Here is a 14,124-nt window from a genome sequence, read left to right as displayed (position 1 = left end):
CCGGCGATGGTCTGCTCAGGCATCGCGGCCGGCGGCGAACCGGCAGACCCGCCACACCGTTCGGAGAAGTCCTCGGATGACCCGGCGGATGCCGGCAGATACTTTACGAAGCAAGGACTCAGCCGAACAGCCACAGTGCCGTCACCCGAAACAATTCCTGGCCATTGCAGGCGGTGAAGAAAGACGATCACGTCGTCGGCCACTGATCTGTTCGCGTGGACTGCCGTCCGCCGTTCATCAAAAGGCTTTCCGGCTTACTGTGAGCCGGCTGTGGCACCCTTCCGTCAACTCCACCGAGCGATCACTCAGTGCAACGTGAGGGTTGCCTAGCCGTACTTGGCGCAGTCAGGAGCGGTGGCACAGCGGCCGGAGCGCTGGGTGAACTGCTGTCACCTTCACGACTGTTTGCCTGTTAGACACCTCGTGTTTGCCATCCGTAATCTCAGGCGAACCCGCGGACATCCCTCAACGCCCACGGTGCAGGGCGGGAACAGATCCCGCCCGGCGCAATTTCGGACTGGCTTCCGTCGCTGTTTCTGAGCCGGGTTTCCGGCGGCTCGTCACTGCCCGGAAGCGCAACTGATGGAGGGTCGAATGACCGAAGTCGCACAGGCGCCTTCGACCGGCAAGGACGACGAAGAGGCCGGGGGTCCGGGCGGCGATCTCCGGCGGCGCCAGAAGCGGCGCACCGCAGACCTCGCACCGCAGGACCTGCACTCGCCCGCAGCGGATCAGCAGGTACGGCTGAGCGTCGTCGTGCCGACCCGCAACGAGGCGGAGAACGTCCCCGCGCTGCTGTCCAGGCTGGGACCGGCCCTCGCACCACTGCCTGCGGAGATCATCGTCGTCGACGACAGCGACGACGACACTGTGGACGTCCTGACCCGACACGCAGCCGAGGCTTCGGTCGCCGTACGCCTGCTGCACCGGCCGCCGCACGCGCGCAGCGGCGGGCTGGGCGGCGCCGTGCTGCTGGGCGCGCGGCACGCCCGCGGCGAGTGGGTCCTGGTGATGGACGCGGACCTGCAGCACCCGCCGGAATCGGCCGGCAGGCTGGCTGCCGTGGCGATGCGGCACGACGTTGACCTGGTGATTGGCACCCGCTACGCCGGCGAGGGCTCCCACGAAGGCCTCGACGGCATGGCCCGTGAAGTGACCTCGTCGTGGGCCACCCGACTGGCGAAGAGCCTGTTCCCGCGCCGCCTGACCACCGTCAGCGATCCGATGAGCGGCCTGTTCGCCTTCCGCCGGGCGGCCGTCGACCTGGACCGGGTGAACCCCATCGGCTTCAAGGTCCTGCTCGAACTGCTCGTCCGCCACCCCGGCGCCCGGGTCGCCGAGGTCGCCTACGAGATGGCGCCCCGGCACGCCGGCCGTTCCAAGGCGTCGCTGCGGGAGGGACTGACCTTCCTGCGGCACCTGTGGCGGCTGCGCAGCCAGCGACTGATCGGCCAGATGCGCGAACGCCCCGCCGCCGCCCGCGACCGGCTGCGGGAGCTCACCAGGATGATCGCCTTCGGACTGGTCGGTCTGTCCGGGATGGTGGTCAACACCGCCGCGTTGTGGTTCTTCTACGAGCCGGCCAAGCTGCACCACCTGCTCGGCGCCACGCTGGCGACCCAGCTGTCGACCGCGTGGAACTTCGCCCTCATCGACGCCCTCATCTACCGGCGCCACCGGCAGGGCTCCCGGACCGGCCGGGCCGCACGCTTCTTCCTACTGAACAATGCGCTGCTGCTGTTGCGCCTACCGGCGTTGCAGGCCCTCGTCTGGGCCGGCTTCGGAATCCTGGCGGCGAACGCCCTGACGCTGGTCGCGCTCTTCCTCGTCCGCTTCCTGATCAACGATCGGGTCATTTACGCCCCGGGCGGCATCGGCCGGCGGGATCCGGTGCGCATGCTCGTCAACCTGAACGCCCCCGAAGCCGTCGCCACCCCATCCCGCAAGCGGTACCAGTACCTGAAGTACCGGTACGACGTGGCCGGGGTGGTCACCATCGGATCTCAGATCATGCTGCCGGAGCTGGAGTTCTTCCGCGCCCAGTGGGTCGCGGACTCGGACGTCGACATCGCGGTGCGGGTCAGCGACGTGGGCGGCCGAGTGCCGCGGCGCCGGGCCGCGATGACCGAGTACGCCAACGAGTCGGTCCTGCGCTACGAGGAGCACCTGGGTCGGCTGGGCGCGAACTTCCGGATCCGACTCGGGTCGCCGATCGACATCCAGGTCGGTCCGCTGCTCGCCCGTTCGCCGCACGTGGTCTACACCAACATCGTCGAAGCGCTGCTGCGGTTCGTGCTGGTGTCGCGGGGCCACATGCTCCTGCACTCGGCGTGCGTCAGCCTGAACGGCGTCGGGGTGATGCTCTCCGCCCTCACCGACACGGGCAAGACGGCCACCGTACTGCGCCTGCTACGCGACCACGGCGGGCTCTTCCTCTCCGACGACATGACCCTGGTCAACGCCGACGGCGTCGCGACGTGCTTCCCCAAGCCGCTGACCATCAGCGCCCACACCTTGCGTGCCGTGCAGGCCAGGGACCTCACCCCGGCCGAGTGGCGCCGCCTGCAGTTCCAGAGCCGGCTGCACTCCAAGGGGGGCCGCTCGCTGGCGCTGACCCTGAGCCGGTTCAACGTGCCGATCATGGGCATCAACGCCCTCACCCAGCGGCTCGTCCCGCCGCCGAAGTACAGCGTCGACCGGCTGGTTCCCTGCCGCATCGGCACCAGCACCAAGGTGGAGGAGCTGTTCATCATCGAGCGCGGCACGCCCCGGATCGGTGACCTCGGCAAGGACGAGACGCTGGAGCGGATGATCCAGAACACCGACGACGCGTACGGGTTCCCGCCGTTCCGCTACCTGGCACCGGCGATCACCATCGACGGGCAGGGGTATGCGCAGCTGCGGGAGCGGGAGCGGGAGATCCTGACCGGCTTCCTGTCCCACGTCCGCAGTCGGGTGGTGGCCTCGGACCGGTTCGGCTGGGCCGACGAGATCCCGCGTCTGCTGCATGCCGAACGGGGAGACCTGCCGACCGAGCCACAGGTGGTCCTGCCCTCCTGGCCGCAGTGGAGCGGGGCGCCGGCCCCGAGCGGAGCTCGTGCGTGAGCGCTACTCGATCTCCGGTCGAGGAGGTGAAGCACGACCGTCTCGCGACGACGGTCGTGCTCCACCCCGTCAAGCTTCCCGCGCCCGGCGCGACGTCCCGGGCCGGGGACGGCGGCGAGGGACGCGGGTGGCGCCGGTGGGCGGTGCCGGGCGCCCTCGTCGCCATCGCAGCGCTGGCGTTGTTCCTGCGGGTGTGGAAGCTGAACGCGCTCGGCTTCAACAGCGACGAGGCCGTCTACGCCGGACAGGCCGCCTCGCTGGCCGGGAACCCGAACTACGCGCCGTTCTTTCCGGTCTTCCGCGCTCATCCGATGCTCTTCCAGACCATCCTGTCGCCGTTCTTCCGCACCGGCGAGGTGGACCTGGCCGGGCGGCTGGTCGTGGCGGTGCTGGGCGTGGTGACGGTGCTGGCCGTCCACCTGCTGGGCGCCCGGCTCTACGGTCGGCGCGTCGGGCTGATCGCGGCGCTGCTCGTCGCCGTCATGCCGTACCACGTGGTCGTCACCCGCCAGGTGCTCCTCGACGGGCCGATGGTCCTGTTCGCGACGCTCACCCTGTACTGCCTGGTGCGGTTCGTGCAAGGCCAGCAGGTGCTCTGGTACGTCGCGACCGGCGCCATGTTGGGCGTGACGATGTTGACGAAGGAGACGAGCATCGTCCTGGCCGGTGGCGTCTACGCGTTCCTGGCGCTGACCCCGATGGTGCGCCGGCCGGTGCGGATGTCGTTGCTGGCCCTGACCGCGACGGTGGCGGTCTTCCTGGCCCACCCGGTCTCGCAGGCGCTGGCCGGGCGCAGCCAGACCGGGAAGAGCTATCTGGTGTGGCAGCTGTTCCGGCGGCCCAACCACTCGATGGGGTTCTACCTGGAGACGGTGCCGCCCGCGATGGGGCTGCTCGTGGTGGCGGCGGCCGTCGGCGGCCTCTGGTGGCTGCGCCGGCACCGCTCCTGGCGGGAGACCCTGCTGCTGTCGTGGATCGCGGCACCGGTGGTGTTCTTCCAGCTGTGGCCGGTCAAGGGCTTCCAGTACCTGCTGCCCGCCGCGGCGCCCGTCGCGGTACTGGCCGCGCGGGCACTGACGCAGATGCCGGTGCCGGAGCCGGTCCGCCGGCTGCTCCGCCGATTCCACCACGTGTCGCATGGTGAGCCGGCGCGCACGGTACGGGCGGTGCGGACCTCGGTGATCGCCGTGGTCGCCCTGAGCCTGCTTGTGCCCAGCCTGAACGCGGTCAACCGGGCCGACAATTCCACCTTCCTCGCCGGGTCCGGTGGGGTGCCGGGCGGCCGGGAGGCCGGCCGGTGGCTCGCCGCGAACACCCCGGAGGGGTCGGTGGTGCTCACCCTCGGCCCGTCGATGGCCAACATCATCCAGTACTACGGCCACCGCCGCAGCTACGGCCTGTCGGTCAGCCCGAACCCGTTGCGGCGCAACCCGTCGTACGAGCCACTGCCCAACCCCGACTGGTGGCTGCGCCACAACGACCTGCAGTACGTCGTCTGGGATTCGTTCTCCGCCGGGCGATCGGCGTTCTTCTCCGAGCGGCTGATGGTCCTGATCCGCCGCTACCACGGCCGCGTCGTGCACACCGAGTACGTGGACCGGACCGACTCCACCGGGGCCCGCGTCCCCGTCCCGGTGATCATCATCTACGAGGTGCGTCCGTGACCGACCCTGCTCACCCGCGCCGCCGGCACGCCGGTCGGCTGTTGATCCGCGCGCTGCTGATCGCCTGCCTCCTGGCCCTCGCGAACCCGGCCGGAGCCGCGCACGCCGCAGCTCGGACGGCGCCCGCGGCGAGCGCCACCACCCCGATCGACCACTTCGTCTTCCTGATGCAGGAGAACCATACCTTCGACAACTACTTCGGCACCCGGCCCGGGGTCGACGGCATCCCTCCGGGCACCTGCATGCCGGTGCGCCGGGGCCAGGCCGAACCCTGCGTCAAACCGTTCCACCTCGGGGAGTTGGGCAGCCTCGACCTCGACCACACCGCCGAGGCGTTCCGGGTGCAGTACAACAACGGCCGGATGGACGGCTTCGTCGAGGGCGTGAGCACGCAGGGCAAGGACGGCAAGCTCGCGATGGCCTACTACGACGACCGCGACCTGCCGTACTACTGGAACATCGCCGACGAATACGTGCTGTTCGACCGCTTCTTCAGCTCGTCCAACTCGGGCAGCATCCGCAACCACATGTTCCGGGTGACCGGCGGTCCGGGCGCCACCGGAGCCTCGGAGTCCATCCCGGCGAACGGGTGGGGCGACATCCCGACCATCTTCGACCGGTTGGAGGCCGCCGGGATCAGCTGGAAGTTCTACGTGGAGAACTACGACCCCACCATCACGTTCCGGTCCCGGACCAGCGAGGAGGACATCGACCGGGGGGCGCAGGTGATCTGGGTGCCACTGCTCGCCTACGCGCGCTACGTCGACGATCCCCGACTGTTCGGCAAGATCGTCGGCCTGGACGAGTACTACGACGACGCCGCCAAGGGCCAACTGCCCGCCGTCTCCTTCATCGCCCCGGCCGGTGACAGCGAACATCCGCCCGGCAGTATCCGGGCCGGTCAGAACCTCGTCCGGACGCTGCTGACCCAGCTGATGCGCTCACCCGACTGGAACTCGTCGGCGTTCCTGTGGTCGTACGACGACTGGGGCGGCTGGTACGACCACGTGGCGCCCCCGCAGGTCGACCGGTACGGCTACGGCTTCCGGGTGCCCGCCCTGCTGGTCAGCCCCTACGCCAGACGCGGGTACGTGGACTCCACCACGCTCGACTTCACCTCCGCCCTGAAGTTCATCGAGGTCAACTGGCGACTGAAGCCGCTGGCCGACCGGGACCGCAACGCGAAGACGTTCCTCGACGCCTTCGACTTCGACCGACCACCACGGCCGGCGGTCTTCCTCAGCACCGAACGCACACCCCCGGTGGTGAACAGACCGAACCCGGTCCCGGTGTACACCGCGTACGCCGTCACGGGCAGTTTGGTGACGGCGCTGGTCGGCGTCGCGGCGCTTCGGCGGCGGCGATGGACATGACCCGCCGGATCGTGCCGGCGGCCCTGCTGTCGCTGGTCGCGGCCGTACTGGCGGTGGTCGTACTGCCCACCGCCGCGAGTGCGCGACCCGCGTCGACAAGGCCGGGAAAACTGCACCTGCAGACGGTGCCGCCGCTCGGTGGCGTGGTGGTGAAGGTGGACGGGCAGGTGGCCCGGTCCGACGCCAAGGGCCGGATCCAGGTACGCGTGCGTGACTTCGTCGACCTCGAAAAACGGCTCGTCGTTCCGGAGACCCTGATCAGCCCGGATCGCAAGGTCGTTTTCGACCGCTTCCGCGGCAACGTCGACGCCGGCGGGCGCGGCAAGATCGTGGAACTCGGCGTGCGTACCTCCCGGCTGGTCTCGTGGAGCTTCATCGACCGCTTTGGCAGGGCCGTGCCGCCGGACCGGGTCACCGCCATGCGACTGCGCAGCAACACCGGGGAGATACACGACCTGAGCGGCCCCGAACTGGCCCGGCCGCGCTGGGTCGCCGAGAGCCGCACCCAGCAGGGCCCGCAGGGGCTGGCCTCCAAGCAGCTCTACTACGTGGTCGACAGCGCGATGGTCGACGGCACGTCCGTGGTGAACCGCGCCGGACAGAAGTTCGTGCCGTGGGAGCAGCAGGCGTGGGTGGTGCAGTTGCTCTTCTTCCGGGTCTCGTTCACGGCGACGGACATGTTCTTCACCCGCCAGGTCGGCGACGGCATCGAGCTGACCCGCGCCGACGGCGACGTCGAGCGGCTGCCGTTCGGCCGGGACGGCACGGCGCTGGTGCCCGACCTGCCGCGCGGCACCTACACGATCACTGTCTTCGGCGGCGGCGTGTCGTTCGGGCGTCCGGTCAGCATCAGCAAGGACCAGGTGGTGTCCCTCACCGTGATCAGCGGCACCGACCTGGCCCTGGTGACGCTCGCGGTGCTGGTCGTCGCGGTGGGCCTGGTGCTGCTCGGACGGCCGCATCTGCTCGCTCGGCTACGCCGCGCCGGGACGGCCGGAAAGCGGGACCGCCCGCGCCCGCGACCGAAGCACCGCCGGCGGTTGCCGACGCGGCGGGCAGGTAGCCGCCCGCCGCATGCCCCGGCCGACGAGGACCGCCCGCCGGCAGCGGTGCGGGGCGGAATCGCACTGCTGCTGCTGGTCGCCGCGCTGGCCGGCACGCTGCTGCCGGCCGGCGCCGCCCGCGCCGACGTCGGTCACCGGCGGGCCGACCCGTCCTCGGCGACGGCTCCCGTGCCGGTGCTCGCCTACTACTACATCTGGTTCAACCCGACGTCCTGGAACCGAGCGAAGATCGACTATCCCCTGCTCGGGCGCTACTCCAGTGACGACGTCGAGATCATGCGACGGCACGTGCGGATGGCGAAGTCCGCCGGCATCAACGGGTTCCTGGTGTCGTGGAAACACACGCCGCAACTCGACGAGCGCCTGGCCAAGCTGGTCGAGGTGGCCCGGGAGGAGAACTTCCGCCTGGGCATCGTGTACCAGGGGCTCGACTTCGCCCGTACCCCGCTGGCCTTCGACACCGTGCGCACCGACCTGTCGTTCTTCGCGACTCGCTACGCCACCGACCCGGTGTTCGACATCTTCGGCCGGCCGGTCGTGGTGTGGACCGGCAGCGACCGCTTCACCCCGGCGCAGATCCAGACCACCGTCGGCGGCGTACGCGGGAAGCTGCTGGTCCTCGGCAACGCCAAGAGCCTCGAGGACGTCGAGTCGAGCCAGGGCGTGCTCGACGGCCAGGCCTACTACTGGTCATCCGTGGACCCGGTGGCCGGTGCCAGCGGGCGCAAGCTGGCGGAGATGTCCCGGGCGGTGCACCAGCGGGGCGGGTTGTGGATCGCCCCGGTGACCCCCGGCTTCGACGCCCGCCTGGTCGGGGGCAAGCGGGAGGTGCCGCGCCGCGAGGGCGACACGCTGCGAGCCTCCTTCGCCGCGGCCCGCCTGTCTCAACCCGACGCGATCGGGGTGATCAGCTGGAACGAGTTCAGCGAGAACACCCACATCGAGCCGAGCGAGCGGTTCGGCGCGGCCGACATCAACGTGCTGGCCGACCTGCTCGGCGTGCGCGTCGACGTGGACGTACCGGTGGACAGCAGCGAGCCGGGCGGCCCTCACCGGGGGCTGAGCGCGTGGGGCGCGCTGCTGGTCACGGGCGCGGCGGTGGTGCTGCTGCCGCTCGGCGTGCTCCTCCAGCGACGTCGCTCCCCCACCGCCGCCCGCCGGGGCCGGCCGACCGGCGCCGACCCGCCCGGCGGCCCCGCCGACCTCTGACGACCATCCGCTCCTGGGGAGGCGCGGCGGTTCCCACACTCACAAGCTGGAGGTCCACCCGATGAAGCCGCGCAGAGCGACCCGGTCGTCCGCCGGGTCCACAGTCGTCGCCGTGTTCATGGCCGCCGGACTGACCCTGATCCTGAGCGGTCGCGCGGAGAGCGCCTCCCCCACGTGCCACGCGTCCACTGCGTCGAGCGGGGCCTACACGGTGCTGGTCTGCCTCACCCAACCGTCGGCCGGCAGCACGCTCGTGGGCGACACCACGGTCACGGCGACCGTCAACGTGACGGTCGGCACCAGCCCCGGCGTCGGCAAGACGGAGTGGTCCCTGGACGGCCAGTACCTGCTGACGGACTTCCAGTCGCCGCACCAGTTCACCCTCTCCTCCGCCGACTTCGCCGACGGCGCACACACGATCGGCGTCGCGGCGAAGATGCGCGACGGTTACGTCACCCCGGAGACGGCCATCACTGTCACCTTCGCCAACGGCAACGTCACCCCTCCGGAGAACACCCGGCAATGGTCCGTCCCACCCATCCGCGCCAGCGGCCCGCAGGAACCCTTCGTCGTGGCCGCCGTCGGCGACGGCGCCGGCGGCGAGACCAACGCGGTGAACGTCACCAACGCGCTCGTCGGATGGAACCCGGACCTGTTTCTGTACCTGGGCGACGTGTACGAGGACGGCACCCTGACGGAGTTCAAGAACTGGTACGGCGACCCGACCGCCTTCTTCGGCCGGCTACGCGACGTCACCACCCCGGTCGTGGGGAACCACGAGTACACCGGCAACCGGGCGGACGGTTACTTCAATTTCTGGGACAACATCCCGCACTACTACAGCTACGACGCCAACGGCTGGCACTTCATCGCCATCGACTCGACCAGCAACTACAACAAGGTCGCGCCCGGCACACCGCAGTACGAGTGGCTGGTGGCGGACCTCGCCGCCAACCGCAGCCCGTGCACGATGGTGTTCTGGCACCATCCCCTCTTCAGCGTCGGCTCGGAGGACCCGGCGCCGCGGATGCAGGCCATGTGGGACCTCATGGCCGCCCAGCACGTCACCATGCTCGTCACCGCCCACGACCACAACTACCAGCGCTGGACGCCGATGAGCGCGGGTGGCGTGCCCGCCGCCGACGGCATCGTCGAGCTCGTGGTGGGCGGCGGCGGCCACTCCAGTCAGGGCTTCCTGAGCTCGGACGCACGGGTGGTCAAGACGAACAAGAGCTACGGCGCGATGCGCATGGACCTCTACGGAAACCGCGCCGAACTGCACTACCACGCGGCCGGCGCCACCGGCACGACCCTGGTCGACTCGTCGACCATCTCCTGCAAGGGCGCGGACCGGCTCGCCCCGACCGCACCCGGCGAGCTGACCGCGACCGTCAACCCCACCCCGTCGGTGAGCCTCGCCTGGACCCCGGCCACCGACACGTACGGTGTCACCGGCTACCGCGTCTACCGCGACGGCACCGCGGTGGCCGACCTGCCGGCGACCGCGACCGCCTGGACGGACACCTCCGTCGGCGGAGCGACCCGGTACGAGTACACGCTCGACGCCGCGGACGCGGCCGGCAACCGGTCGGTGCGCAGCCAGCCGGTCGCCGTGACCACCCTCGGCCCGGACACCACGCCCCCGTCCGTTCCGGGCGGCCTCGTCGCCACCGCCTCCCCGGATGCGGTGACCCTCGCCTGGTCGCCGTCGAGCGACAACGTCGGCGTCACGGGGTACGAGGTGCTCCGTGACGGCACGGTGGTGGCGACCGTGCCGGCCACGACGTACGCCGACAGCGCCGTACCGCCGGACGAGTCACACGTCTGGACCGTGCGCGCGGTGGACGCAGCCGGCAACGTCAGCGTTGCTGCCAACCCGGTCACCGCCGTTCGCGACACACTGCCACCCTCCGCCCCGCCGAACCTCCGGGTCACCGGCGTGGCACCCGGCGCGGTCGGCCTCGCCTGGGATCCGTCGACGGACAACGTCGGGGTCGCGCGGTACCGGGTGTTCCGCGACGACACCCTGCTCGCGGAAACCTCCTCGGGCCAGACGTTCCTCGACGACACGGTCGGCAACACCCGCACCTCGTACACGTACCACGTCACGGCGGTCGACGCCGCGGGGAACGCCTCCGCACCAGGTAACACGGTGACCGTCACCACCGCGGACGCCAGCCCACCCACGGTGCCCAGCAACCTGCGGGCCGCAGCGGCCGGACCCAACCAGGTGCTGCTGTCGTGGGAGCCCGCGACCGACGACTTCGGCGTGGCCGGGTACACGGTGTACCGCAACGGAACCGTCCTCGGGACCACCACAGGCTTGAGCTTCACCGACAGCAGCGCCTTGTCGGAAACTTCGTACACGTACCGGGTCTCCGCGTTCGACGCGTCCGGAAACTCGTCCGGCCCGAGTACGCCCGCGATCGTCACCACACCGGCGGCCACGCCCATCGCAGCGGTGGCGGACACCTACGTCAAGGCGTCCAGCCCCACGAGCAGATACGGAAGCACGCCCGTCGTACGGGTGGACGGTGATCCGGTCACGAACGCGTACCTCAAGTTCACCGTGTCCGGCCAGGGCGCGGTCCTGCGCGCGCGCCTGACGGTCTGGGTCGCGGCCGGATCGTCCAGCGGCTTCGTGGTCCGCCCGGTGGCCGACTCCACCTGGTCGGAGTCGTTGACGAACTGGGACAACGCACCCGCCATCGGCGACACGTCGATCGCCGCCAGCGGTCGGACCACCAGCGGCACCTGGGTGACCCTCGACATCACGCCCCTGGTCAGCGGGAACGGTACCTTCACCGTTGGTCTGACCTCCAGCGGCGCCTCGTCGAGCAGCTACGGCAGCCGCGAGTCCAGCACCCCACCGCAGTTGCTGCTGGACATGACGTCATGAGGAAAGGCCGGTCAGGGGTACCCGATCCCGGCTGACCTGTCGAGACGGCACTCGCTGTTCGTGGTGGTCGCCACCTACGAGCCGGCCTGACCGGCCGCGCGCGACCCGGCCTCGGGCACCGTGGGGGTCGGGTCGCGGCGCAGCCGAACGCGGAGCCGGTCGACGGCGTCGCCGAGCACCGCGCCGGTCATCGGCAGCAGCGGGCTGGACCGCATCACCGCCAGCTCCTCCGCCGGGGAGGTGGCGCCGTCGAGGAAGCGCAGCACCCGCTCCGGCGGGTTGCGGTCGAACAGCCGGGCGAAGAACTCGACCCCGCCGACGTGTCCCCGGTCCAGGGCGCGCAGCGCCACCGCGTCCAGCCACCGGTGCCGCCGGGGGTACGCGGGCGCCGGCACCGGCGCCTGGCCGGCGGCGAGCGCCCGGGCGATCTGGTCGGCCTGCCGAAGCATGGCGGCGAAGGTGAACCCGGTCGACGGTCGGGTGGCGCCGCCGGCGGTGCCGAGCCGGACCACCCGGGGCGACGGGCGGGGCAGGAACGGGCCGTCGGTCATCGGGATGATCCCGTTCTCCAGCTCGCGTACCCGCAGCGCGGTCAGGTCGAGGCCGAGCAGGGCGGCGTACCCGCGCAGCGCCGCGTCGTACCCGGCGTCGGTGAGCTGGGCGGGTGAGAACTCGGTGTACTCGACCAGCGCGTACCGGTCGTCGACCGGTAGCACGTAGCCGAAGGAGACGCCCCGCACGGGCTGCGGGGTGCGGAAGTCCATCAACACCGCCCGGTCCGGGTCGAACGTGGGCCGGTCGGCCGCCAGCCACCAGCCGCGGAAATGCTGCAACCAGGTGGTCCGCCCGGGCCGCTCGGGCGGACGGGGCCGCGAGTCGAGCACCCAGCCGGCCCGGACCAGCACCCGCCCGGCCGGGTCGTACACGGTCACCCGGTGGCCGTCGTCGTGCAGCGTCCCGGCCGGCGCGCCGATCCGTGCGGCGCCGAGGCGGCGTTCGGCCGCGGCAGCCCGGTCGTAGACCGGGGCGGAGCGGAGCATGGCGTACCGCAGCGGGTCGAGCGACAGGACCCGGCGGCCGGCGGGCGTGACCACGTCGACCCGTGACCAGCTGGCGGTCAGCAGCGGGTCGACGTCGCCGCCCGGGGCGCCCCAGAACGCCCAGGTGCGATCCTGTCCCCGCTTGTGCACCGGGTCGACCACGGCGACCCGCAGGCCGGTCAGGTCGTGCCGGTCCAGGGCGGCCAGCACCAGCGAGGCGGCGCCGCCACCGCCCACCAGCGCGAGGTCGACGTCGATCGGGGACGGGTTCACCCGCCCACGCTGTCACATCCCCGTGCCCGTGCGGCGCGACCCCCACGACGCGCCGCCCGACCGGGCCGGCAGCGAGGCCGCTCAGGCGACGCTCGCCGGGGTTTCCGGCGCCGCCGGGGCCGAGCCGGATGCGTACGCGGCGGCGACCGTCGCCCGGTCGAAGACCCGCCAGGTCACCGCGATCACCACCAGCGCGACCACGAAACCCACCCAGTACGGCGCGGTGATCCCGAACCGGTTGGCGACCACCCCGCCGAGCAGCGCGCCGACGCAGTTGCCACCGGCGGCGAGGAACAGGTTCGTGCTGCCCACCCGGCCCAACAGCGCGGGCGGGGTGAGCCGCTGCCGCAGCGAGTTCGCCACCATGTTCCACAGCGCGCTGTGCACCCCGAAGACGAACAGCGCCAGCCCGACGACCACGGCGCTGCGCGAGGCGGCCAGGGCCAGGTGCAGACCGGCCTCGATCAGCAGGCCGACCCGGATCGTCCAGGTCGCGGTGATCGCGGCGACGAGCCAGTCACCGACGGCCGAGCCGAGCAGCCCACCGACGGCAATGCAGGTGAACAGCGTGCCGTAGCCGACCGAGCCGAGGCCCAGCCGATCGGTGGCCAGCAGCACCAGCACCGCCAGGGCGGCGGTGAGGGTGATGTTGAGCATGCCGATCAGCAGGGTCATGGTGCGCAGCAGCCGCTGCGAGAGCAGCCACCGGAACCCCTCGGCGACCTCGGCGCGGACCGACCGGCGCCGGCCCGGCTCCAGCGAGCCGCGGTACGTCCCGGCGAGCAGTCCGACCAGCACGGCGCTGAGGGCGTACGTGCCGGCGTTGACGCCGAACGGGATGGCGGGGGCCACCACGAACAGGAAGCCGCCGAGCGGGCCGGCGACCATGTTCTGCATCACCTGGGTGCCGCCGCCGAGCCAGCCGTTGGCCCGTTCCAGCCGCGACCGGGGCACCACCGCCGGCACGACCGCCTGGGCGACGGTGCGGAACACCACCTCGCCGGTGTTGACCACGAACAGCACCGCGTACAGCAGTGCCACCCCGGCCCGGTCGGTGACCATCGCGGCGGCCAGCACCATCAGCACGGCCACCCGCACCCAGTCGATGACCACCATGAGCCGGCGCCGGTCCACCCGGTCCACGAGCACCCCGCCGGGCAGCGCGAACAGCAGCCACGGCAGCCACGCCACCGCGGCGCCCGCCGACACGATCAGCGGATCGTCGGTCCGCGACGCGACGTACAGCGGCGCGGCCACCGTCGCCATCCCGCTGCCCAGCGCCGACATCGTGCTGGCCGCCCAGAGCCGCGCGAAGCGCGCGCCCAGCCGTTCCCCCGCAGTCCCCGTCACGGCGAGCGAACCTACCAGTGGTCGCGGCTTCCGCCGATCCGATTACGGCCCGCGCAGCACGTCGCGGACGATGGCGTCGTGGTCGAAGGAGTCCCGGTAGGGGCGGAGACATGTGCGTGCTGGCCACCACCGGCCCGGACGGTCCCC

The 14,124-nt window shown here is 71.3% G+C and carries 7 protein-coding genes; 5 read left to right on the top strand and 2 right to left on the bottom strand.

Features of this window, described 5'->3' with window-relative positions; genetic code table 11:
* The first annotated feature begins 594 nt into the window (after positions 1-594).
* From A6A27_RS11490 to A6A27_RS11470, 5 genes are all read left to right on the top strand, one after another.
* Positions 595-3,105 carry a glycosyltransferase gene (locus A6A27_RS11490; protein ID WP_073834561.1) on the top strand — a complete coding sequence of 837 codons (2,511 nt, stop codon included), beginning with the start codon at positions 595-597 and terminating at the stop codon, positions 3,103-3,105.
* A gap of 26 nt (positions 3,106-3,131) precedes the next feature.
* On the top strand, positions 3,132-4,769 hold the full coding sequence (locus tag A6A27_RS11485; protein WP_073834560.1) for a glycosyltransferase family 39 protein: 1,638 nt from the start codon (positions 3,132-3,134) through the stop codon (positions 4,767-4,769).
* Positions 4,766-6,142 carry an alkaline phosphatase family protein gene (locus A6A27_RS11480; RefSeq protein WP_073834559.1) on the top strand — a complete coding sequence of 459 codons (1,377 nt, stop codon included), beginning with the start codon at positions 4,766-4,768 and terminating at the stop codon, positions 6,140-6,142. Before A6A27_RS11485 ends, A6A27_RS11480 begins: the two co-directional genes overlap by 4 nt.
* Positions 6,139-8,415, top strand: a complete 2,277-nt coding sequence (locus tag A6A27_RS11475; protein WP_073834558.1) for a hypothetical protein — start codon at positions 6,139-6,141, stop codon at positions 8,413-8,415. The genes A6A27_RS11480 and A6A27_RS11475 overlap by 4 nt, the downstream gene beginning before the upstream one ends.
* A gap of 61 nt (positions 8,416-8,476) precedes the next feature.
* Complete coding sequence (locus tag A6A27_RS11470; RefSeq protein WP_143193975.1) at positions 8,477-11,314, top strand: CBM96 family carbohydrate-binding protein; 2,838 nt, start codon at positions 8,477-8,479, stop codon at positions 11,312-11,314.
* Between the two features lie 74 nt (positions 11,315-11,388).
* On the opposite strand, the gene A6A27_RS11465 is transcribed toward A6A27_RS11470, so the two are convergent.
* Together A6A27_RS11465 and A6A27_RS11460 are read right to left on the bottom strand one after the other, a co-directional pair.
* Complete coding sequence (locus A6A27_RS11465; protein WP_073834556.1) at positions 11,389-12,627, bottom strand: lycopene cyclase family protein; 1,239 nt, start codon at positions 12,625-12,627, stop codon at positions 11,389-11,391.
* Positions 12,628-12,708: 81 nt separating this feature from the next.
* Entirely contained in the window at positions 12,709-13,977 is a 1,269-nt protein-coding gene (locus A6A27_RS11460; protein ID WP_241825231.1) for an MFS transporter, read from the bottom strand.
* Positions 13,978-14,124 lie beyond the last annotated feature (147 nt).

The sequence above is a fragment of the Micromonospora sp. CB01531 genome, from assembly GCF_001905095.1.
Classification (GTDB): domain Bacteria; phylum Actinomycetota; class Actinomycetes; order Mycobacteriales; family Micromonosporaceae; genus Micromonospora.
This window is presented reverse-complemented; position numbering and strand designations above follow the sequence as displayed.